Source organism: Rufibacter soli, assembly GCF_054781795.1.
Map to the genome: position 1 here is coordinate 361,091 of NZ_BAAGTS010000001.1, position 21,762 is coordinate 382,852.

A 21,762-nucleotide genomic window follows, 5' to 3' on the forward strand; every position below is an offset into this window, starting at 1 on the left:
TTATTTTTGGTTGTAGATAAAGTCCTGGTTTTCCTTAAACCAAGTTAGCGTCTTTTGCAAACCTTCCTGAATTCTGATTTGCGGATTGTATCCTAGCAAGGTACGGGCTTTGGTAATATCGGCTAGACTATCTCTGATATCTCCGGCCCGCTCTGGCCCGTATTCTGGGGTGATATCTACTCCTGCTTCTTCCTTGAGGATGTTGAACAGGTCATTCAAAGAAGTTCTGTCGCCTACCGCGATGTTGTACACCTGGTTGATAGCTTCCGGGTTGGTCACCAAGGCAGCGCGAATATTGGCTTCCACACAGTTCTCCACGAAGGTGAAGTCCCGCGTCTGTCCGCCATCTCCGTTCATTCTAGGAGACTTGCCATTCAGCACTGCGTCAATAAACAATGGAATCACGGCCGCATAAGCCCCATTTGGATCCTGGCGTGGGCCGAAGATGTTGAAGTACCGCAATCCGATGATTTCCATGCCATACGTTTTCCCGAACACATCAGCATACAGCTCATTGGCATATTTGGTCACGGCGTAAGGAGAGAGGGGCTTACCAATTTTATCTTCTACTTTAGGAAGGGACTTGCTGTCACCGTAAGTAGAAGAAGAAGCAGCATATACAAACCGCTTCACATTCTGCTCTTTGGTAGCCATTAGCATGTTCACAAAACCGCCTACATTTACCTCATTGGAGGTAACAGGGTCCTTCACGCTTCTGGGCACTGACCCCAAGGCGGCTTGGTGCAACACCACATCCATGCCTTCGCAGGCCTTCATACACGCCTCCAAATCCCGGATATCTCCATCCAGAATCTCTAACCTTTCATTGTTCTGAAAAGCCTTCAGGTTTTTGTGGAATCCGTTGGAGAAGTTATCCAGGACTCTGACTTTCTTGGCATTATATTTCAGTAGATATTCTACCAGGTTAGAGCCTATAAAGCCGGCTCCGCCTGTAACCAGGAAGGAGGTATTTTCTAAAGTGCCGGAATGGAAAGGTGATGAATACATTTTAAATTAAATAAGTTAATAAAAAAGGTTTTGAGGCTATTTCCTTGAAAACAGCCTCAAAACCGAAATGCTTTAAACTAGTACTAGCGCGTATATTGTCCTTTGTAGTATTCCTGATAGCTACCAGACGTCACATTGTTCAGCCACTCCTCATTGTCAAGGTACCATTCCACGGTTTTCTCCAGCCCTTCCTCAAAGGTAACGGACGGAGCCCAACCTAGTTCCTTCATGATTTTAGAAGAGTCAATGGCATACCGCAAGTCATGTCCGGCTCTATCGGTTACAAAGGTGATCAGTTTTCTGGAGCTGCCTTTCTCCCGACCCAGCTTCTCATCCATGATATCACATAGCAAGTGAATCAGGTCAATATTGCGCCACTCATTGACACCGCCAATGTTGTAGGTTTCCCCTACTTGGCCTTTGTGGAACACGTCATCAATGGCGCGGGCATGGTCAATGACATATAACCAGTCTCTGATATTCTCTCCTTTGCCGTAAACCGGCACTGGTTTGTTATTCTTGATATTGTTCAGGGCCAGCGGGATAAGCTTCTCCGGAAAATGATTAGGCCCATAGTTATTGGAGCAGTTAGACACCTTTACTGGCAAGCCATAGGTATGGTAATACGCCCGCACGAAGTGGTCTGAGCTAGCCTTAGAAGCCGAATACGGTGACCGAGGGTCATAAGCCGTCTCTTCCGTGAACAAGCCAGTTTCCCCTAATGACCCATAGACCTCATCAGTAGAGATATGGTAGAAGGTTTTACCCGTAAAGTCAGATTTCCAGAGTTCTTTGGCAGCATGCAATAAATTGCAGGTACCATTCACGTTGGTCCTGACAAACGCCATGGGATCAGTGATAGAACGGTCCACGTGAGATTCTGCCGCCAAGTGCATCACGGCGTCAAATTGGTGTTCCTGAAAGAGGTTGTTAATATACTCTTGGTCTGTGATGTCTCCTTTCAGGAACGTATAGTTGGGGGCATCCTCTACATCCTTCAGGTTCTGCAGATTGCCGGCATAGGTAAGTTTATCCAGATTGAAAATCTGATAATGCGGGTATTTATTCACAAATAACCGCACCACGTGTGATCCTATGAAGCCGGCTCCGCCTGTTAATAGTATTTTCATTTTATTAGATAGTATCTTCTATTTCTTCATCAATTGCTGCTGCCATGCCCAGGAACTTCCCAAGCTGTCTTCTAGTGACAAGGATGTTTTAAATCCAAGTTCCTGCGTGGCCTTGGTTACATCAGCGTAGATGGCTGGCACGTCACCCGCGCGGCGGGGCCCTATTTTATAGTTGAATTTCTGGCCGGTGGCGTTCTCAAAGGCTTTGATGACCTCCAAAACGCTGCTGCCTTGACCGGTGCCAATGTTGAATACCTCATAAGGCACGGCGTCTGGCTTCTCTAACCGCTTGATGGCGGCCACGTGGGCTTTCGCCAGGTCAACCACGTGTACATAGTCACGGATATTGCTCCCGTCTGGCGTGTCATAATCGGTACCGAACACAGTTAAGCTCTCCCGAATACCCGCAGCGGTCTGCGTGATAAATGGCACCAGGTTACTTGGAATCCCTAAGGGTAGTTCTCCAATCAAGGCTGATTCATGCGCGCCCACAGGATTAAAGTAGCGGAGGGCAATAGACTTTACGGCATAGTTTCCGCTGGTAGCAACATCCTGCAAAATCTCCTCATCAATCTTCTTGGTATTCCCATAAGGTGAGTTAGCCTTTTGCGTTGGAGTTTCCTCCGTTACCGGTAGTTTCTCTGGTATACCATACACCGTACAAGAAGAAGAGAAGACCAAGCGAGTAAGCTTATTGGCCTCCATGGCCTGCAGCAGGGTCACCAATCCGGTCACATTGTTATGGTAGTATTTCAAGGGCTCCTTTACAGACTCACCTACCGCCTTAAAGGCAGCGAAATGAATCACACCAGTTATATCCCCTTCTTTAGAAAGCACCTCTTGTAAGGCAACGGCATCAGTACAGTCTACCCTATGGCACACCACTTGATGGCCCAGAATCTGGGCAATCCCGTCCAGCACCCGCTCTTCTGAGTTACTGAAATTATCAATAATGATAGGGGTGTAGCCGGCCTTAGCCAATTCCACCACGGTATGCGACCCAATGTAGCCTGCCCCGCCTGTGACAAGAATCTTACTCATAATGTGCAATTATAAACTCCAGTAAGGAAGCGTATTGATTTTACCTCTGTAAATGCCTTTCAGGTCAATTACAATTGGGCTGTCGCTGGAAATGGTTCTGAAGTAATCTTCGTCAAATCCCAAGTAGTCTTTGTGGTTCACCGCTACTACCACGGCGTCATAGTCATTGGTAGGATTCTCCACCAGGCCAAAGCCGTATTCATGGCTTAACTCCTCTGAAGAGGCATAAGGGTCTACGACATCTACCTGCACCCCAAAACTTTTCAACTCATTGATGACATCGGCTACCTTGGAGTTACGGATGTCTTCCACGTTTTCTTTGAAGGTAGCGCCCATTACCAATACTTTGGCCTTGGAGATGGCTTTCCCCTCTTTGATCATCATTTTGATGGCTTTGCTGGCCACGTAGGCGCCCATGCCGTCATTGATGGTGCGGCCGCTTAAAATGATTTTGGAATCATACCCTAAGGCTTTTGCCTTATAGGTAAGGTAGTAAGGATCCACGCCAATGCAGTGACCACCCACCAGACCCGGGAAGAATTTCAGGAAGTTCCACTTGGTACCAGAAGCCTCCAACACTTCATAAGTGTTGATGTTCATCCGGTCAAAGATGATGGAAAGCTCGTTCATCAGCGCGATGTTCACGTCACGCTGGGTGTTTTCAATGATCTTCGCCGCTTCTGCCACTTTGATAGATGACGCACGATGTACACCGGCCTCAATCACCAGTTCATAGACCTTAGCAATCACATCCAGAGACTCTTCATCACAGCCAGATACCACTTTCACAATTTTGGTAAGCGTGTGCTCTTTATCACCAGGGTTGATACGCTCCGGTGAGTACCCAACCTTAAAGTCAGTAGGGAACTTCAGACCAGACTCACGCTCTAGTACCGGAATACAGTCTTCTTCAGTACAGCCCGGATACACAGTAGACTCAAACACCACGTAATCTCCTTTTTTCAGCACCTTCCCTACAGTAGCAGAGGCACCTAAAAGAGGCTTCAGGTCTGGTAAAGCGTAGGCGTCAATGGGGGTTGGAACAGCTACGATAAAGAACCGGGCTTCTTTTAGAACATCCAGCTCATGGGTGAAGGTGATATCTGTACCTTCAAACGCTGATGCCTCCAACTCGCCGCTAGGGTCAATGTTATTCTTCATCAACTCTACCCGCTTTTCATTGATATCAAAGCCAATCACGCTTATCTTCTTCGCGAACTCCAATGCAATAGGGAGTCCTACATATCCCAGGCCGATTACTGCCAGTTTGGCTTCTTTATTGAGGAGTTGTTGGTACACAGTTAATCTATTTAAATGGAAGATTTAGTTACTGAATTATTACTCAAAATGTATTTCTCACCCGTTTCCGGGCAAAGGGCTTCCTGGTATTCATTGAAGCCTAGCTTATGCCCGGCCTCACTTACCCAGCCATGCTGTTGGGAGGGATTCCCATAGACTAAGGCATAAGGAGCCACATCTTTGGTCACTACTGCCCCCGCACCTATCAAAGCATATGCCCCAATGGTATGGCCGCACACAATAGTAGCATTGGCTCCAATGCTAGCTCCTTTCTGCACCAAGGTTTTTTTGTATTCGCCCTGCCGGTTAATGGCACTCCTGGGATTGAGCACGTTAGTAAAAACCATGGAGGGCCCCAGAAAAACATCATCCTCACAAACCACGCCCGTGTATACAGAGACATTATTCTGGATTTTGACGTTCTTTCCTAATACCACGCCTGGTGAAATAACCACGTTTTGCCCTATGTTGCAGCGCTCTCCTATCTGACAACCAGACATAATGTGAGAAAAATGCCATATTTTAGTACCCTCCCCAATCTGACACCCTTCGTCTATAACGGCGGTTTCATGGGCAGAAAACAAGGGGGCGGGTTGGCTCATGGATATGGTGAATCAAAAGAATCAGACTCCTTACGAAGAAACAGGCGCTTTAGATATTATTTTTTCAGCGCAAAGGTACAAGTTTTTCATTATTTAGGGTAACCCATTTGTTACCACGTCCCTAAACCGTATTTCCACGCCACACGGCCTCTGCCATGCGGTCTTTCCCACGCAGGTCTTGGTACACGTTTATCTCTTGGTAACCTAGTTCCTGTAGTAGGGCAATGGTCTGCGGGGCATATCGCTCATTGATCTCAAAGAAGAGCCGGCCGCCTGGCTTTAAGAGCCCCTGCGCCACCTGACCAATGCGCCGGTAAAAAAGCAGCGGGTCTGTATTGGGCACAAACAGGGCCAGGTGCGGTTCAAAGGCCAGTACGTTTTCCCGCATCAGGCCTTTCTCTTCTTCCAGCACGTAGGGCGGGTTGCTAATCACCGCGTCTAAACTCTGTGGTGCCAGAGCGGGCACCTCCTGCAGAATGTCCTGGTGGAGCCAGGTCACTTGATGCTGCAGCGCTACGGCGTTGGCTCTTGCCACGGCCAAGGCTTCTTCAGACACATCCAATCCCCAAACCTGGGAAGAAGGCAGTTCTGCTGCCAGCGTGATGGGAATACAGCCACTCCCGGTGCCTATATCCAGTAATTTCACCTCAGAGTGACGCTTATAAACATTAATGATTCGCTGCACCAGTTCCTCGGTCTCAGGGCGGGGAATGAGCACAGCCGGGGTTACGTTAAAGTCGCGGCCATAGAAAGACGCCTCTCCCAACACGTATTGTAGTGGTTCCTGCCAAAGCAGCCGCTCCAGGCACTGCTGCACCTGTGCAGACAAACCCACAGGCAGAGGTTCCTGCCGGCGTTGCAGTAGCCCCATCCTGCCGGTTTGCAGAAAATGTTGCAGCACCCACTCTGCAATGGTCCGGGCCTCAGGTTCCTCATAAAGGGCTCCTAACTGGCGTGTCAGGCTTTTTAACGTCTCTTCAATGGTAGGCATACGCGTGGTTTTGGGCAATTTCTGAAAAAACACCCGATATTCGGGTATGGAAACCGGGTACACGCGTAAATACACACCATGAAGACCGATATGAAATACATGCGGCGGGCCCTGGACCTGGCAGAATTAGGAATCGGCACCGCCCGCCCTAACCCGCTGGTGGGATGCGTGGTAGTGCATAATGATAGGATTATTGGCGAAGGCTGGCACCAGCAATATGGCGGCCCCCACGCTGAGGTAAACGCCATTAACAGCGTTCAGGATAAAAGCCTGCTGCCCGAAAGTCGGGTCTACGTGACCCTGGAGCCCTGCTCTCACTATGGCAAAACCCCACCCTGCGCCGATTTCCTGCTCCAACAGGGCGTGCGCGACGTAGTAATCTGCACCACAGATCCTAACCCCCTGGTGGCAGGCCAAGGCATCCAGAAACTGATAGACGGCGGTTGCCAGGTTCATATTGGTGTGCTGGCAGAGGATGGACTGGAACTGAACCGCCGCTTCTTCACCGCCCAAACCAAAAATCGCCCTTACCTGATATTGAAATGGGCAGAGTCATCCGATGGGTTTATTGGCTTGCCTGATTGCCAGCCTTGCCAGATCTCCGGCCCTCTGGCCAAGCTTCTGGTGCACCAGTGGCGCACCCAGGAACAGGCCATTTTAGTAGGCACCCGCACGGCGTTAAACGATAACCCCCAGTTAAACGTCCGTCACTGGCCCGGACCAGCCCCGCTACGAATTGCCATAGACAAACAGCTGCAAATACCGTCCACGCACCACCTCCTGGACAATTCTCAACCTACGCTCCTCTATACCCTGCAAGAAAAAGCAGCCACCGCCCAAACAACGTTTGTGACCCTTTCTCAAGAAAAAGAGTTTCTGGAGCAAATGCTGCAGGATCTGCACCAGAGAAACGTGCAGTCCGTTCTGGTGGAGGGCGGCGCTGTATTGCTGGAAGCGTTAATAAAGGGAAACCTCTGGGATGAGATACGGGTCTTTAGAAGCCCTGTTCTTTTAAATGAAGGCGTAAAAGCACCCCTATTGTCTCCTTCCCTGTTCACATCCCGGCGGCAAATTGGCCCAGATGAGCTAACTATCTACAGAAACTCTTAGAGAAACCCTCCCTCCCTGTTTTGGGCCTGTTTTTCCAAAATCAGGCCCAAAACAGGGAGGCCTTATAGCGCCCTTTCTCGCACCATACCAGCAACAAGTTGCACCCGAGAACTGCCCGAGTTACCTTTGCCTTTCAAAGAAAAGCTGTGCTTTACAGACCAATAGCACATCAGCACATTAAAAAAATTAGCACCTTACCTACATGGCTGAGAATTTATTCATTGACAATACACTCTCCAAAGAAGAGAAATACAAGGCCCTGCTTCCGCAGATTGAAGCCCTGGTAGCGCCCGAAACTGACTTAATCGCTAACCTTTCTAACGTAATGGCGGCCCTGAAACAAGGGTTTGGTTTTTTCTGGGTAGGCGCCTACCTGGTCAAAGAAGACCAACTGGTGTTGGGGCCGTTCCAGGGGCCGGTGGCCTGTACCCGCATTCCGTTCCACAGAGGCGTTTGTGGCGCCTGCTACACCCGCCGCGAAACCATTCTGGTACCCGACGTGGAAGCCTTCCCCGGCCATATTGCTTGCAGCAGTGACTCCAAGTCTGAGATTGTGGTCCCAGTCATCAAAGACGGCGAGGTAAAAATGGTTCTGGACGTAGACAGCGACCGTCTCAATGACTTTGACGAGACAGACCAGAAATACCTGGAGCAACTCATGAAACTGGCCGAGAACTGGTTTTAGGCTGGTATCATGAGCGCGTAGCAAGAATCACGATTCTCTGACCATGGCGTTTTAAGGGCGTTTTTCTTAAAACAGGCCCAAAACGAAGAAGCCTCATCTTTCCCAGATGAGGCTTCTTCGTTTTATATAAACTCTGGAATCCCAGAAAATCTTGCTACGTGATACGCCCTACTTGCTACTACCCAAAGAAAGAAGCAGAAGCCGGGGTTTTCAGCTGGGCAATCACGGTTTGGCCGCCTTTGGTCACCTGGCCCAGCTGCACCTTCACCTCAGTATCAACGGGCACAAAGATATCTACCCTGGACCCGAACTTAATGAACCCGAACTCCTCGCCCTGGTTTACTTCGTCGCCCTCGGTCACGTACCACACAATGCGGCGGGCCATGGCGCCGGCAATCTGCCGGAATAATACCTCTGGGCCAGCCAGTGATTCTACCACCACCGTGGTACGCTCGTTCTTGGTGCTGGACTTAGGGTGCCAGGCCACAAAGTAGTTACCTGGGTGGTATTTGAAATACTTCACCACCCCAGACACCGGGTTACGGGTAATGTGCACGTTAATGGGTGACATAAAGATGGAGATCTGCTTGCGCACATCATTGAAGTACTCGGGCTCCTCCACATCCTCAATCACCACCACTTTCCCATCGGCGGGGGCCACAATCAGGTCTTCATGCAGAAGCAGGTTGCGGTACGGGCTCCGGAAGAACTGAAGGATAAGCAGGAAAACGATGAGGGAAACGGCAGAGAAGATTCTGTTGAATGTAAGGTGCGTACTGTTGAAATAGTAAAGCGCCATGTTCACCACCAACATACCTAACAAGGTAAAAAACAGAATCTTTCGGCCTTCTTTATGAATTTTCATTAGACACTTCTATGGCTTATGTAGCAAAAATATAAAAAAAACCGCCCCCTGTCTAAAAAAAGACAGCAGGGCGGCAATTTTTATATAATCCTGGAGGTTTCTAAGCGGCTAATGGCCTAGAACCCACCCCTAAACTTATACGTCTGCGCTACCTTATCAATGGCTACAATGTAAGCGGCAATACGCATAGGCACGTTGTATTTCTGAGATGTGGCGTACACCTTGTTGAACGCCTCGGTCATTATCCGGTCAGAACGCTCAGTCACCATCTCCAAGCTCCACTTGTAGCCCAGGCGGTTTTGCACCCACTCAAAGTAAGAGACGGTCACCCCGCCAGAGTTGGCCAGGATATCAGGCACTACCATGATGCCCTTCTCATTGATGATCTTATCGGCGTTGGCCGAAGTAGGGCCGTTGGCGCCTTCCACAATCAGCTTGGCCTGGATCTGGTCTGCGTTGCGGGCCGTGATCACGTCTTCTACGGCGGCAGGCACCAGCAGATCTACCGCTGAGGTAAGCAGGTCATCATTGCTGATGATTTCTGCCCCAGAGAAGCCTTCTAACCTACCGCTATGGGCGTTTTTATAGATAATAGCCGCTTCAATGTCAATGCCGTTCTCGTTCCAGTAAGCCCCGCTCACGTCACTGATGCCCAGGATCTTCACCCCGCGCTCAGCCAACAGCTTGGCCGTAGAAGAACCCACGTTCCCGAAACCCTGTACCGCAGCGGTAGACTGGGTGGGGTCCATGCCAAGTTTCTCCATGGCGGCCATGGCCGAAACCATTACCCCGCGTCCGGTGGCCTCTACACGACCTAAAGAACCGCCTAGCACCAATGGTTTACCGGTTACTACTGAGTTCACTGTCATGCCTTTGGTCTTGGAGTACTCATCCATTAACCAGGCCATCTCACGTGGGCCGGTACCCATGTCTGGGGCCGGAATATCCTGGTCAGGGCCGAAGGTATCAATCAGGGCTACGGTATAGGCACGGGTAAGACGCTCCAGCTCACCGGCCGACATAGTGGAAGGGTCACAGATGATACCGCCTTTGGCACCGCCGTACGGGATGTCTACCACGGCACATTTCCAGGTCATCCAGGCGGCTAGGGCTTTCACCTCATCCAGAAATACGCCTTTGTCATACCGGATACCACCTTTAGAGGGGCCCAGGATATTGGAGTGGATTACTCTAAAGCCTTCAAACACGCGCACACTACCGTTATCCATGGTCACAGGCAGGTTCACGATCACCTGCCGGGTGGGCGACTTTAAGACCTCATAGGTTTCGTCATCCAGGCCCAGGGCTTCTGCCGCTATGTTAAACCTTGACATCATGGACTCAAAAGGATTTTCCTTGTCCTTGATAGGAGCTGGCTCTTTGTAGGCCATCTTGTTATTAATGTATGCTGCCATAATTATTAAATTAATAATCCAGGGGTATATTATGGCCGCAAAATTACCAAATAAACAAACGAAACCTAACCTGACCTGCTTTATTCGTGCTTTTATCTTAGCCTACCAGCTCTAAAAAAGCCACTAAAAACGGAACTACCAGAATAAGGCTATCAAACCTATCTAAAATGCCACCGTGGCCCGGAATCAAGGTGCCGGAGTCTTTCACACCCAAGCTGCGCTTGAGCATAGACTCCACCAGATCACCCAGCACGCCAAACACAGAAACCAGTACGGCCACCCCCAGCCAATGCCCCAACGTGAGGTCTGTGAAATAAAGGGAGAGCAACCAGGCTATGGCAATGGAAAGCAGCACGCCGCCTACCCAGCCTTCCCAGGTTTTGCCCGGTGAGATACGCGGGAACAATTTATTCTTGCCAAATTTTTTGCCTGCCGCGTAGGCCCCAGTGTCTGAGGCCCAGATCAGGAATATAATCCCCAGAATGATTTGCCAGCTGTATCTGCCCGGCAGAAAAGCCAATACATGCAGCAAGGTGAAAGGGGCCGCTATGTAAAAAACCCCCACCAGCGTAAGCGCGGCATTGGTGAAAGGCTGCTCTTTTTTTCCGTACAGCTCGGCTACCAGAGCCAGGAGCATGACCGGCGGCAGCAGAAAGAGCCAATCAGGGGAAAGGGCGCCGTACTCCACGGCAAAACCTAGCAGATAGAGCCCCACTCCCAAGGCCAGGCCAACCAGACGGTCGGGCTGAAAGCCTTTGTCAGAGAGTAACCGGTAAAACTCCAGTAGCCCCAGCACGGTAAGCCCCAGAAAAAGCAGAAAGAAGGTCCACTCGTTCCAGTAGATGGCCCCTATGAACACCGCCCCTCCTATAATGCCAGCCAGCAGCCTGAGCTGCAGGTTATTAAGTTCTTTCTTAGGTTTCTCCATATAAAAGATGCTTATACGCGCATCTGGGCGGGCTGGGGATTTTCTTAAATCGGTTTTAAAGGTGTTTTTTTGGAAAAGAGGCCTAAACCAGGCTTTCCTCTTCGGGGCGGGCCGGGAACGGAAGCCTTCTGAACCCGTGGTACAGCACGTACAGCAGCCCCAGGCTCATGGCCAGCGAAAGCAAAGAGACATGCCAGGGCGAGGCCTCAGTAGATTCCACATTCATGTCTACCTGGCCCCGCTGCTGCAGGTACATCATGAGCACCATAAAGCCATTGTTCATGAAATGGCCAATAATGGGCACCCAGATGTTTCCAGACCACCAATACAGGTAGCCAAACACCACGCCCAGGAAAATACGCGGCACCACGCCATAGAACTGCATGTGAATAATACCGAAGATGATGGCTGCTACCCAGATAGCCAGATGCGGGTTACGCCACCAGCGCTGTAGTTCGTTCTGTACAATGCCCCTGAACACCAGTTCCTCGCCAATGGCGGGCAACACCGCAAACACTACCATACCCAGCAGTAACTGTGGCACAGTGCTGATTTTGGTTAGTTCCAGGGTAAGTTGGCGCAGGTATTCCTCCTTGGCCTTGGCCCATTGCTCAAAGCCGTCCATAAACGCCGGGAAGTCTACATTAGCGTTCCAGTATACTAGCCAGGAGGCCGCCGGCAAGATCACCAGCATCAGCACGGCGCTGCCCAGCAATAAATAAGCTGGAATAGTAGGCCTGGGCGACAGGAAAGCCGCCGGCTTGTGCGCATACACTTTTAGAAAACCCAGAGACGCCAGCGTGAAACCTACCAAATGCACCACTCCCTGGAAAAATACCAGGGCGCTACGGCTGCCGGGATAGGCGCTGGGGTTGGCCAGCATCTCGCTTACCTCCGTGAGGCCGTAGCCCCAGAAGAGTTTGATGAGCACCATGGCCAGAAAGTTTCCAATGAACAGGCCCGGCACCACAAACAGACAGAAGAGCAAAAGCGACTTAAAAGGATGGAGCGCGGGCGAGATGAAACCTTTCATATAGGCGGTGTGGTTTTAATGAGGTAAATTTACGCGAATTATTTAAACTCAATCACGTGGTAAAAATCGGCAATATTGAGCTTCCGGACTTCCCGCTACTGTTAGCACCCATGGAAGACGTAAGCGACCCGCCGTTCAGGGCAGTGTGCAAGGCCAACGGCGCCGACTTAATGTATACAGAGTTCATTTCCTCTGAAGGCCTCATCCGGGACGCCGCCAAGAGCCGCCAGAAGCTGGACATCTTTGATTATGAGAGCCCCATCGGGATCCAGATCTTTGGGGCAGACATAGAATCTATGCGCGAGAGCGCGGTGATCTCAGCGCAGGTAGGCCCGGATTTAATTGACATCAACTACGGCTGCCCCGTGAAGAACGTGGCCTGCAAAGGCGCCGGCGCGGCCCTGCTCCGTGACATCCCCAAGATGGTGGCCATGACCTCGGCTATTGTGAAAGCGGTGGAGCCCTTCGGCTTGCCGGTGACTGTGAAAACCCGCCTGGGCTGGGACGACAGCACCAGAAACGTGGAGGAAGTAGCCGAGCGCCTGCAGGATATTGGCATCAAAGCCCTTACCGTGCACGGCCGTACCCGCGTGCAGATGTACAAAGGCGAGGCTGACTGGACCCTGATAAGAAAGATAAAGGAGAACCCCCGCATTCAGATCCCCATCTTCGGGAACGGCGACATTGATACGCCGCAGAAGGCGCTGGAATACAAGGAGCAGTACGGCGTTGACGGCATCATGATTGGCCGCGCCTCTATTGGCTACCCCTGGATCTTCAGGGAGATCAAGCATTACCGCGAGACCGGTGAGCTGCTGGCCCCACCCACCTTGCAGGAGCGCATTGACATGTGCAAGATGCATTTTGACAAAAGCCTGGAGTGGAAAGGCCCGCGCCTGGGCATCTTTGAGATGCGCCGCCACTATGCCAATTACTTCCGGGGCCTGCCCAACGTGAAAACCTACCGCACCCGCCTGGTGCAGACTGAGGACCCCGAGGAGATCTACGCCATCCTGGATGAGATTGCCACCTCCATGGAATACGCTGAACTATAAGCAGGATTTTCAGGATTAGGTTTAATTTTCAGGATTGGGTTAGTGGCCTGGTGCGTTTTGGGCCTGTTTTTCAGAAAACAGGCCCAAAACGCATTTTTGTTTTCAGGGCCGGCTAAGCTATTGGCAGAGACACTCGTAGGACCTCCGGACACTACGAGGTCTTACAGCTGGAAATATTACTGCGTCAAACCTCACAGTTTTTTCTAAGACATTAAGAGTAGTGTAGTGTAAGTTACCACAACACCGTTTCCTCAAATGACCTCGTAGTGTCCGGAGATCCTACGAGTGTCTCCGTGACAACCGTTTTAAGCCCGTTTTCTGGAAAACGGCTCTGAAACGCGTTAACATCCCCTATCTTTGCACCTCCATTTTTTGCGCCACCGCTGTGTCTACCAAAACCACCTCTTCCGCTATTACTGAGCAACCTTCTACCCCGGCGTTGGCTTGGATTATTCTGGGCGGCCTGTCCCTGATCTGGGGTACTTCTTTTATTTTGATCAAGAAAGGGCTGGCGGTTTTCTCCTCAGATGAGTTGGGCGCGCTGAGGATTACTATTGCCATGCTGGCCCTGCTGCCCTTCGCGTTGAAAGGCCTCAAAGCCCCTAAGCCTGGGCAGTGGAAGTTCTTGGTGATTAGCGGCTTAATTGGAAATCTGTTTCCGGCGTTTTTGTTCGCGTACGCTGAGACCCAGTTGGCCAGTGGCCTTGCTGGCGTGCTCAACTCCTTGACGGCCCTTTTCACGCTAGTTATTGGCGCGGTCTTCTTTCACCAGCGCATTACGCTGCTGCGGGTGCTGGGTATTTTGATTGGGATAGGCGGAACGGCGGTGTTGATTTTTTCGGGCAGCGCCCAGGAAACCTCTTCTAACTCTTTTTTTGGGCTGTATGTGGTGCTGGCTACGGTACTGTATGGCGGCAGCCTGAACATTATCAAGCATTGTCTGGCCGGCATCAAGCCCCTGACCATGGCCAGTCTTTCTCTGCTCACGGTGGGCCCGTTGGCCTTTGGGTATCTACTTTCTACTTCGGCGTTTAACAAATTAGCCACGCAGCCGCAGGCCTGGGAGGCGCTGGGGTACATTACGCTGCTAGCGGTTTTCAGTACGGCCATTGGCTTGGTGTTCTACAACAAGCTCATCCACATGACCAATACGCTTTTTGCCAGCACTTCTACCTACCTAATGCCTATTGTGGCACTGGGCTGGGGCCTAGCCGATGGCGAGAGTATACACCTGATGCATTATGTGGGGATGGCGGTAATTCTGGCGGGAGTGCTGCTGGTGAACAGGGCCAAATAAAGAAACTACCTATCGGCGCGGCTTCTCAGTAGCCAGGCCACCGCTTCCTGCTCTGAGGTAAATACGGCCACTTGCGTGAGCTTGCCCAGGTTAATGAGGTAGTCAAACCCGAAGTTATGTTCAATATAGTAGTAATGGGAGGGCATGACCAAATTGGCGAAATAATTCTGCTGGCCCAGCCTTTCTTCCACCATCGGGAAATATTCCTGCAGCAGCCAGGCCTCATCCTCTTCAGAGACTTTACCCCGACTTCTCAGGTCAAACATCCAATAGCAGCCGCCTACCTCTTCGGCCAACTCCAACGCCTTTAGATACCCATTCCGCAAACCCTCAGAATCTGGGGCCTTGAACCACCGCAGGAACAAAACGTCCAGGTCTTTGCGGTAGGTTAGCTGCAGTTGGCTCTCTAGTAAGTTTCTCTCTATCACTGGGTATAAACGTATTGCGGGAAGACCCACCCAGCTACAACATAGCTTAGATGAATCTTCCCGCAAGATACGCCCGGAAGTTGACTAATTTAAAGATGTTACAACCTTTTTAATTGCCCACCGTAAGGCCACCCATTAAAAAGGATACTAACCGTTAGACAACTGCTGCGCGTTGGGCTAGTTTACTGTGTTTGTAACTGTACCCGAAGTAGATAGCCAACCCAATTAAGAGCCACACGGTGAACAGCAACCAGTTGTTTACACCCAGTTGGGTCATAAGATACAGGTTGGTTAAAAGGCCCAGGACTGGTAATAAAGAAAGATTATTCCGGAAGGATACCCAGGCCAGCAGCACACAGGAGATCAGGAACACCAGCATAGGAATCTGGTGCCGGAATTCTTCATAGCCGCCGCTCCAGCCTACCGCTCCCCAGAATTCATCAATGGCTTCCCGGTTATACACCAGTACCAGGCCGCCGGCCACCGCCAGCAGCAAAGGCACCAGAAACTTTCCGTTCAGATAGGGCACTTTGAATCGTGCGTCTGAGGTGCCGTGCGGGTCAATCATTAAGATACCGCCGCACACCAGCGCAAACGCGAACAGGGTGCCAATGCTGGTCAGGTCAATAACCAGGTCCATGTTCAGCAGCAAGGCCGGCACGCCCACAAAGAAACCAGTCACCAGGGTAGAGAACGAAGGCGTTCTGAAACGGGGGTGCACTTTAGCGAAAACCGGGGGCAACAACCCGTCGCGGGACATGGTCATCCAGATGCGGGGCTGCCCGATCTGGAACACCAGCAACACAGACGCCATGGCGAAGATGGCACTCACGGCCACTACGCCCGCCAGCCAATCAACGCCTACTTTGGTGAACACGTAGGCCAAGGGATCGCCCACGGCCAATTCTTTATACGGCACCATGCCCGTCAGCACCAGCGTGATAATCACATACAGAACAGTACAGATAATAAGGGCGTAAATCATGGCCCGGGGCAGATCGCGCTGTGGATTCCGACACTCTTCGGCGGTGGTACTAATGGCGTCAAACCCAATGTAGGCAAAGAACACGGCAGATACGCCTTTCAAAACCCCGCCAATGCCGTTGGGCGCAAACGGGCTCCAGTTGGCCGGGTTCACGTAGAAAACCCCTACGGCAATCACGACTAGCACCACAATCATCTTCAGCACCACCAACAGGTTAGAGGCGTTTTTTGATTCTTTGATACCAATATAGACCAGGGTAGTAATAAGGGCATTGATCACGAAGGCGGGCAGGTCTACTACAAATTTACCACCCAGAAAGTCTGGGGCGGCCAGCCAGGTATTGTAGGCCACTAACTGCGCTGGGTCTGCTGCCGAAAGCGGTTTACCCGCCTGCAACAAGGCCAGCACCTCATAATACCCTTTATGGGCGCTTTGGGTCCCCATGGTCAGCCAGGCGGGAATATCCAGCCCCACTCCGCTCATTAGCCCGGTAAAATAATCACTCCAGGAAATGGCCACCACAATATTACCCACAGTGTACTCCATGATCAGCGCCCAGCCAATGATCCAGGCCGCCAACTCCCCGAAAGAGGCATAGGCGTAGGTATAGGCAGAACCGCTCACCGGAATAGTAGCCGCAAACTGGGCATAACACAGCGCCGAGAACGCACAGGCAATGGCCGTGAACACAAACAGCAGAGACACGGCCGGTCCGCCTTCATAGCTGGCGTTGCCAATGGTACTGAAGATACCCGCCCCAATGATAGCGGCAATGCCCAGGGAAGTCAGATCCCTTACGGTCAGGTTGCGCTCCAGCCCCTCTTCCACGGCTCCCGGGTGGGTAGCCACATCGGCGGGCGGCGTGTGTAAAACAGCATTTAAACTCTTGCGACGAAAAAGACTTTTTAGACTCACGTGTTGGGCTTCAGGTAAAATTCAGGGGTAAAAGTTAAGGAAAATATTCTGAATGCGTATATTTAGACAAACCCCTGCCTATGACCGCCACCCGCCTCACCGTTTCCGTGCCCCAGCCTTGCCAGGAAAACTGGGAGGAAATGAGGCCTGAGTTTCAGGGCCGTTTTTGCAAAAACTGCCAGAAAACAGTGGTAGACTTTACCCAAATGTCTGATTATGAGGTGGTGAATTGGCTGGGGAAAGAAAACGGACGCGTTTGTGGAAGATTCAAGCAAAACCAAGTAGCAAGAGAATTAGTGGCTGTTTCCAGCCCGCCCAGGCGGTGGCCTTGGCGGGCAGCATTGGTAGGGTTTGCGGCCTGGCTGAGTTCCAAAACGACGGAAGCGCAAACGCTCTCAGTTGCAAACCAGAAATCCCACCAATCTCCAAGGGCTTCTGTGGCCGCTCAACCAGAACAATCACTTGCCCCTATTTATAAGGGCGTAGTGGTGGATAGCGCTACCGGAGAACCAATGCCAGGAGTTACGATACAGCTTGAAGGAACATCTATAGCCACACCCACTAACGTCAACGGAGAATTTGAATTGAAAATCCCTACTAATGGCCTAAATCATTCAAAAGAAAAGATTACGGTTTCTTTTATAGGATTTATGACGGAGACAAGGCTATTGTCTGAGCTTAAACCAGGCAGAATTGAGAAAATTGCCCTCAGCCCAGATCAAAGAAAAATGGGCGAAGTAATTGTGATTGCCGGCGGCGCAGTGGTCAAGCCTGCCAAAAAGAAAGAGCAGCAACCGGGCTTTTTCCAACAGTTTAAAAAGAAAAAGCCCTAAACCTGTTTTGAGCCTGTTTTCCTAAAAACAGCCTCAAAACGCCTCACCGATTTAAAATCAACCGGAACGTGGTGCCTTTGCCTACCTCAGAAGATTTCACAAACAGCCGGCCCTGGTGGTAGTTCTCAATAATACGCTTGGCCAGCGCCAGACCCAGGCCCCAGCCGCGTTTCTTGGTGGTGTAGCCGGGCACAAACACTTCCTGCTGCTTGGTCTTGGGGATGCCTTTGCCGGTATCTTGTATATCTAGGGCCAGGGCGTCTTTGGCGCCCGTTTTCAAGATGCGGAGGGTAATACTGCCTTTACCGTCCATGGCGTCTACGGCGTTTTTGCAGATGTTCTCAATCACCCACTCAAACAGCGGTATATTCACCTTGGCTGTGGTCTCCGGCGGAAAATCAGTCTCCACGTAAAAGGCCACCTTGCTGGAAACCCGGTTTCTTAGGTAACCAATGGCGTTTTCCACCACCCGCAGCATGGGCTCGTCTTTCAGGATTGGCACCGACCCAATATTGGAGAACCGTTCGGTGATGATCTCCAAGCGCCGCACGTCTTTGCCCAGTTCTTCCACAATAGGTTCCTCCGCGAAGCGGGGGCTTGCTTTCAAGTACTCATACCAGGCCATGAGCGAGGAAAGCGGCGTGCCCAGCTGGTGGGCCGTTTCCTTGGCCAGCCCCACCCACACGCGGTTCTGCTCCGCTTTGCGGGAATAACTGAAGGCATAGTAGGCAATCACTGAAAGGCAGGCAATGACCGTGAGCTGCACATAGGGGTAGTAGCGCAGTTGGGTGAGCAGCTCAGAGTCTTTGTAGAAAATGTAGTTTTTGAAATCTTCCTGGTAAGAGACCACAATGGGTTTGTGCTGGGCCTTCATTTTGGCCACCTCACGTTTCAGGAGCGCTTTTTTGCGGCTTTCTGAAATTTTTTCGGGGATTTCAAGGTTCTTATAGGCGAGGGTGTTCTCCTTTTCGTCGGTGAGGATAACGGGCACTGAACGGTTGGCGTCAATGATTTCCTCCTGCACAAAAACCAGGTTCTCGCTGTCAATCTCAGGAGAGCCCATGTACTTGAGGCCTTTGGCGTACAGGTCAATGAGTTGCTGCTCGCGCTCAGAGAGTTTAGCCACCAGCACGTTGGTATAAATGACGGTGGCAGCCCCAATAACCAGGGCCACGGTCATGATAAGCAGCTTAAGGCGTGATTTCTTAGAATAAATGGAGGTTGGAATCATGGATAAAGCAACGCTTGAACCAATACGCCCGTCAAGGGGATAGAGTTCTTTCTAAACGAAGATAGCAGAAGAACCGTCTGTCGCCTTCAATTTGGAATGAGTATAAATAAAAGAAAGAATGAAAAGTAATTCCTTTTTAATAGATACTGAAGTAATTTTGCACACTATTTCAAAACTGCCGTATGCTTCAGAATTTTAGAGCCGTCAGTCTTTCTTATAAAAAGGCTCCCTTAGACATAAGGGAACTAATCGCATTGGATGAGGGGTCGTGTCGCCAGTTTCTGCAAACGCTCAAGGACTTCATTCAGGCGACTGACATTTTAGTTCTTTCCACGTGCAACCGCACCGAGGTCTATTACACCTCAGATGATGACTACAGCCACGAGATTGTGAAGCTGCTAGGCATTAGCAAGGGTATTGCCAATATTTCTCAGTACCTGGATTACTTCACCATTGTAAACGAGCACCGTGACGCCGTGCAGCATCTGTTCAACGTGGCCATGGGCCTGGACGCGCAGGTAGTAGGCGACATGCAGATCTCCAACCAGGTAAAGCACGCCTACCAGTGGAGCGTAGACAGTGACACCGCCGGCCCGTTCCTGCACCGTTTGCTGCACACCACCTTCTTCACCAACAAGCGCGTAGTACAGGAAACCTCTTTCAGAGATGGGGCTGCCTCTACCTCTTACGCGGCCCTAGAGTTGGTGGAAAGCCTTACGGCCGAAATCGCCAACCCCTCTATCTTAGTGGTAGGCTTAGGCGAGATTGGCGCCGATGTTTGCCGCCACTTAAAAGACTCTGATTTCAAGAACGTAAAAATCTCTAACCGCACTCAAGCCAAAGCCCAGCTGCTGGCCGAGGAGTGCGGCATGGAAGTGGTTCCGTTTGAGGATCTGGTAGAGGCCATGAAAGCCGCCGATGTGATCATTTCTTCGGTAGCCCGTGATGAGCCTTTCTTCACCAAGGAGATGGTGAGCCGCCTGAACGTGCTTACCTACAAGTTCTTTATTGACCTGAGCGTTCCGCGTAGCGTAGAGCCAGAGATAGAGCAGATACCTGGGGTGTTAGTATATAACATTGACGCCATCCAGAATAAGGCATCTGCCGCCCTGCAGCGCCGCATAGAAGCTATTCCGCACGTAAAGCAGATCATTTCTGAGTCTATAGATTCGTTTGAAGACTGGACCAAGGAGATGAATGTGTCGCCTACCATCCAGAAACTAAAGAACGCGCTGGAAACCATCCGGCAGGAGGAAATGGCCCGCTACCTGAAAAAGCTTTCTTCTGAGGAAGCCAAACACGTAGAGGAAATCACCAAGTCCATGATGCAGAAGATCATCAAGCTGCCGGTTCTCCAACTGAAAGCCGCCTGCAAACGCGGCGAGGCCGAAACCCTCATTGATGTGCTCACTGATCTTTTTGACCTGGAAAAACAATCAACAGAGGCTCAGCATTAATACTTTATTACATCACTATTAGAAACAGGACGCTCCGCACAGGGCGTCCTGTTTTGTTTTTATATACTTCTTGATACCAGAATGTAGGGGCAATCCCTTGTGGTTGCCCTCTTACGTTCCCTAAGCGTTAGGCCATCCACAAAGGATTGCCCCTACTTAGGGTTTTAAGCCTGATTTTAGGAAAACAGGCTTAAAACGGAAAATTCCCTCCTACTTAACTCATTCCCTTTGTCAACTTGAAAGGACCTTTGAGCAAACGGCAGTAGCGTGTAATCATGGTCATTACCGTACGCTACCAAAATCCTTTCAGGATGACAAAAGAGGAGAAGGCGCAAAGGCAAGTTGCAGCCGAAGCAGGAGGAAGAAAGGAAAAGCAGTGGCAAAAGCTCATCTCTTGCAAATGCACAGGGCCCTATATTCCGGAAAAGAACCAATCGGTTGCTTATATTGGCGGCATGAAAAAGCTCCTCCTCCTTGTCACTACCGTATTCGTTTCTTTCACCGGCCAAGCGCAGGTAAAATGGGTGCCTAGCCCAGAGCACCAGCAAGGCTTGCCGTCCTCGGTGAGGGTTTTCACCACGTCAGATTCTTTGGATGGCAAAGCCTTCAGGGCTTTTTACCTGGAGGCAGATTTAAAGGACCCAAAGTTGGAGGTACTCACCAGGGTAGGAAATGGCAAACGCTATACGCCAATGCAGTATTATGAGCAGGAGCCCGGCAACGTGCTGGCGGTGGTCAACACCACGTTTTTCTCCTTCGCAGATAACAGCAACCTGAACCTGGTCATCAATGACGGCAAGGTGCTGGCCCCGCAGACCGCCGTGCGGCGCAAGAACCCCAAAGGCTCAGATACCCTCACCTACTACCCCACCACCGGCGCCATCGGCTTCTTCCGGAACCGCACCGCCGACGTAACCTGGGCCTACAACGTGGGCAAGAAAAAGAAAACCATGGAACTGGCTGCCCCTTATGCCACCAGCCAAAATGGCCAGGCTGCACCGGCGCCTTCTAAGAAAACCGTGAAGGGCATGAAACGCTGGAAACCCCAGGTAGCCGTGGGCGGCGGCCCTGTTCTGGTGCAGGATGGGAAAGTACATGTGACCGCTGAGGAAGAGATGCGCGGCAGCGCCAGCTTTACCGGGCCAAATCCCCGCACCGTGATGGGCTACACACCAAACCAAAAATTGATTATTCTCATGGTAGAAGGTCGCAACAAGGGCATAGCCGAAGGCGCCAGCCTGGACCAATTGGCCCGCTTGATGGTAAGCCTAGGCTGCAATGAAGCCCTGAATCTGGACGGGGGTGGCTCCAGCGCTTTGGTTGTGAAAGGAAAGGATACTATTAAACCCTCAGATAAAGAAGGCCAGCGGCCGGTGCCTGCGGTGCTGGTGCTCAAGTACAAGCAGTAACTTCCCTGGCTCCCTTTCACCATTTTAGGATAGGCTAATAAGTAG

At 51.0% G+C, this 21,762-nt stretch carries 20 protein-coding genes; 7 read left to right on the top strand and 13 right to left on the bottom strand.

The features are described from left to right. The 6 genes from ACYVJQ_RS01475 to prmC form a co-directional block, all read right to left on the bottom strand. Positions 1 to 1,008, bottom strand: coding sequence for an SDR family oxidoreductase (locus ACYVJQ_RS01475; RefSeq protein WP_460891293.1), 1,008 nt, complete (start codon positions 1,006 to 1,008; stop codon positions 1 to 3). An 83-nt stretch (positions 1,009 to 1,091) separates the two neighbouring features. Further along, positions 1,092 to 2,138, bottom strand: a complete 1,047-nt coding sequence (gene rfbB, locus ACYVJQ_RS01480; protein ID WP_460891294.1) for a dTDP-glucose 4,6-dehydratase — start codon at positions 2,136 to 2,138, stop codon at positions 1,092 to 1,094. 18 nt (positions 2,139 to 2,156) lie between these two features. Next, positions 2,157 to 3,179, bottom strand: coding sequence for a UDP-glucose 4-epimerase GalE (galE, locus tag ACYVJQ_RS01485; protein ID WP_460891295.1), 1,023 nt, complete (start codon positions 3,177 to 3,179; stop codon positions 2,157 to 2,159). Between the two features lie 9 nt (positions 3,180 to 3,188). After that, positions 3,189 to 4,478 (bottom strand): nucleotide sugar dehydrogenase, encoded by a 1,290-nt coding sequence (locus ACYVJQ_RS01490; protein WP_460891296.1) that lies wholly within the window; start codon positions 4,476 to 4,478, stop codon positions 3,189 to 3,191. Between the two features lie 11 nt (positions 4,479 to 4,489). After that, complete coding sequence (locus ACYVJQ_RS01495; RefSeq protein ID WP_460891297.1) at positions 4,490 to 5,080, bottom strand: acyltransferase; 591 nt, start codon at positions 5,078 to 5,080, stop codon at positions 4,490 to 4,492. A gap of 121 nt (positions 5,081 to 5,201) precedes the next feature. Continuing rightward, a complete protein-coding gene (gene prmC / locus ACYVJQ_RS01500) occupies positions 5,202 to 6,071 on the bottom strand; it encodes a peptide chain release factor N(5)-glutamine methyltransferase (RefSeq protein ID WP_460891298.1) in 870 nt (289 codons plus the stop codon). Between the two features lie 78 nt (positions 6,072 to 6,149). Between prmC and ribD the strand changes: the two genes are divergently transcribed. Both ribD and ACYVJQ_RS01510 read left to right on the top strand, forming a co-directional pair. Then, positions 6,150 to 7,181 (top strand): bifunctional diaminohydroxyphosphoribosylaminopyrimidine deaminase/5-amino-6-(5-phosphoribosylamino)uracil reductase RibD, encoded by a 1,032-nt coding sequence (gene ribD, locus ACYVJQ_RS01505; RefSeq protein ID WP_460891299.1) that lies wholly within the window; start codon positions 6,150 to 6,152, stop codon positions 7,179 to 7,181. A 202-nt stretch (positions 7,182 to 7,383) separates the two neighbouring features. Next, the gene (locus ACYVJQ_RS01510; RefSeq protein ID WP_460891300.1) at positions 7,384 to 7,866 is read left to right on the top strand and encodes a GAF domain-containing protein; all 483 of its coding nucleotides are present in this window, start codon (positions 7,384 to 7,386) and stop codon (positions 7,864 to 7,866) included. A 178-nt stretch (positions 7,867 to 8,044) separates the two neighbouring features. Here the strand turns inward: ACYVJQ_RS01510 and ACYVJQ_RS01515 are convergent, their stop codons facing one another. From ACYVJQ_RS01515 to ACYVJQ_RS01530, 4 genes are all read right to left on the bottom strand, one after another. Further along, positions 8,045 to 8,731, bottom strand: a complete 687-nt coding sequence (locus ACYVJQ_RS01515; RefSeq protein ID WP_460891301.1) for a phosphatidylserine decarboxylase family protein — start codon at positions 8,729 to 8,731, stop codon at positions 8,045 to 8,047. Positions 8,732 to 8,847: 116 nt separating this feature from the next. After that, on the bottom strand, positions 8,848 to 10,122 hold the full coding sequence (locus tag ACYVJQ_RS01520; protein ID WP_460891405.1) for a Glu/Leu/Phe/Val family dehydrogenase: 1,275 nt from the start codon (positions 10,120 to 10,122) through the stop codon (positions 8,848 to 8,850). Positions 10,123 to 10,243: 121 nt separating this feature from the next. Then, the gene (locus ACYVJQ_RS01525) at positions 10,244 to 11,074 is read right to left on the bottom strand and encodes a phosphatidate cytidylyltransferase (RefSeq protein ID WP_460891302.1); all 831 of its coding nucleotides are present in this window, start codon (positions 11,072 to 11,074) and stop codon (positions 10,244 to 10,246) included. An 82-nt stretch (positions 11,075 to 11,156) separates the two neighbouring features. Continuing rightward, positions 11,157 to 12,107, bottom strand: a complete 951-nt coding sequence (locus ACYVJQ_RS01530) for a lysostaphin resistance A-like protein (RefSeq protein ID WP_460891303.1) — start codon at positions 12,105 to 12,107, stop codon at positions 11,157 to 11,159. Between the two features lie 56 nt (positions 12,108 to 12,163). Here ACYVJQ_RS01530 and dusB point away from each other — a divergent pair, with 56 nt between their 5' ends. Continuing rightward, a complete protein-coding gene (dusB, locus tag ACYVJQ_RS01535; RefSeq protein WP_460891304.1) occupies positions 12,164 to 13,162 on the top strand; it encodes a tRNA dihydrouridine synthase DusB in 999 nt (332 codons plus the stop codon). Positions 13,163 to 13,547: 385 nt separating this feature from the next. Next, positions 13,548 to 14,459, top strand: coding sequence for a DMT family transporter (locus ACYVJQ_RS01540; protein WP_460891305.1), 912 nt, complete (start codon positions 13,548 to 13,550; stop codon positions 14,457 to 14,459). A 5-nt stretch (positions 14,460 to 14,464) separates the two neighbouring features. Here ACYVJQ_RS01540 and ACYVJQ_RS01545 read toward each other — a convergent pair whose 3' ends face one another. Continuing rightward, on the bottom strand, positions 14,465 to 14,887 hold the full coding sequence (locus ACYVJQ_RS01545; protein WP_460891306.1) for a hypothetical protein: 423 nt from the start codon (positions 14,885 to 14,887) through the stop codon (positions 14,465 to 14,467). 154 nt (positions 14,888 to 15,041) lie between these two features. Continuing rightward, entirely contained in the window at positions 15,042 to 16,787 is a 1,746-nt protein-coding gene (locus ACYVJQ_RS01550) for an amino acid permease (RefSeq protein WP_460891307.1), read from the bottom strand. Between the two features lie 80 nt (positions 16,788 to 16,867). On the opposite strand from ACYVJQ_RS01550, the gene ACYVJQ_RS01555 reads away from it, so the two are divergent. After that, positions 16,868 to 17,620: a carboxypeptidase-like regulatory domain-containing protein gene (locus ACYVJQ_RS01555; RefSeq protein ID WP_460891308.1), complete on the top strand. Its 753-nt coding sequence runs from the start codon at positions 16,868 to 16,870 to the stop codon at positions 17,618 to 17,620. Positions 17,621 to 17,663: 43 nt separating this feature from the next. On the opposite strand, the gene ACYVJQ_RS01560 is transcribed toward ACYVJQ_RS01555, so the two are convergent. Then, positions 17,664 to 18,851 (bottom strand): sensor histidine kinase, encoded by a 1,188-nt coding sequence (locus ACYVJQ_RS01560; RefSeq protein ID WP_460891309.1) that lies wholly within the window; start codon positions 18,849 to 18,851, stop codon positions 17,664 to 17,666. Positions 18,852 to 19,033: 182 nt separating this feature from the next. Between ACYVJQ_RS01560 and hemA the strand changes: the two genes are divergently transcribed. Then, positions 19,034 to 20,308 (top strand): glutamyl-tRNA reductase, encoded by a 1,275-nt coding sequence (hemA, locus tag ACYVJQ_RS01565; RefSeq protein ID WP_460891310.1) that lies wholly within the window; start codon positions 19,034 to 19,036, stop codon positions 20,306 to 20,308. A gap of 455 nt (positions 20,309 to 20,763) precedes the next feature. Continuing rightward, complete coding sequence (locus ACYVJQ_RS01570) at positions 20,764 to 21,717, top strand: phosphodiester glycosidase family protein (RefSeq protein ID WP_460891311.1); 954 nt, start codon at positions 20,764 to 20,766, stop codon at positions 21,715 to 21,717. Positions 21,718 to 21,762: the final 45 nt, after the last annotated feature.

Bases quoted from the DNA above. Each gene is read 5' to 3' on its own strand.
- ACYVJQ_RS01475 (WP_460891293.1), bottom strand. From the start codon at position 1,008: ATGTATTCATCACCTTTCCATTCCGGCACTTTAGAAAATACCTCCTTC.
- rfbB (WP_460891294.1), bottom strand. From the start codon at position 2,138: ATGAAAATACTATTAACAGGCGGAGCCGGCTTCATAGGATCACACGTG.
- galE (WP_460891295.1), bottom strand. From the start codon at position 3,179: ATGAGTAAGATTCTTGTCACAGGCGGGGCAGGCTACATTGGGTCGCAT.
- ACYVJQ_RS01495 (WP_460891297.1), bottom strand. From the start codon at position 5,080: ATGAGCCAACCCGCCCCCTTGTTTTCTGCCCATGAAACCGCCGTTATA.
- prmC (WP_460891298.1), bottom strand. From the start codon at position 6,071: ATGCCTACCATTGAAGAGACGTTAAAAAGCCTGACACGCCAGTTAGGA.
- ribD (WP_460891299.1), top strand. From the start codon at position 6,150: ATGAAGACCGATATGAAATACATGCGGCGGGCCCTGGACCTGGCAGAA.
- ACYVJQ_RS01510 (WP_460891300.1), top strand. From the start codon at position 7,384: ATGGCTGAGAATTTATTCATTGACAATACACTCTCCAAAGAAGAGAAA.
- ACYVJQ_RS01515 (WP_460891301.1), bottom strand. From the start codon at position 8,731: ATGAAAATTCATAAAGAAGGCCGAAAGATTCTGTTTTTTACCTTGTTA.
- ACYVJQ_RS01520 (WP_460891405.1), bottom strand. From the start codon at position 10,122: ATGGCCTACAAAGAGCCAGCTCCTATCAAGGACAAGGAAAATCCTTTT.
- ACYVJQ_RS01525 (WP_460891302.1), bottom strand. From the start codon at position 11,074: ATGGAGAAACCTAAGAAAGAACTTAATAACCTGCAGCTCAGGCTGCTG.
- ACYVJQ_RS01530 (WP_460891303.1), bottom strand. From the start codon at position 12,107: ATGAAAGGTTTCATCTCGCCCGCGCTCCATCCTTTTAAGTCGCTTTTG.
- ACYVJQ_RS01555 (WP_460891308.1), top strand. From the start codon at position 16,868: ATGACCGCCACCCGCCTCACCGTTTCCGTGCCCCAGCCTTGCCAGGAA.
- ACYVJQ_RS01560 (WP_460891309.1), bottom strand. From the start codon at position 18,851: ATGATTCCAACCTCCATTTATTCTAAGAAATCACGCCTTAAGCTGCTT.
- hemA (WP_460891310.1), top strand. From the start codon at position 19,034: ATGCTTCAGAATTTTAGAGCCGTCAGTCTTTCTTATAAAAAGGCTCCC.
- ACYVJQ_RS01570 (WP_460891311.1), top strand. From the start codon at position 20,764: ATGAAAAAGCTCCTCCTCCTTGTCACTACCGTATTCGTTTCTTTCACC.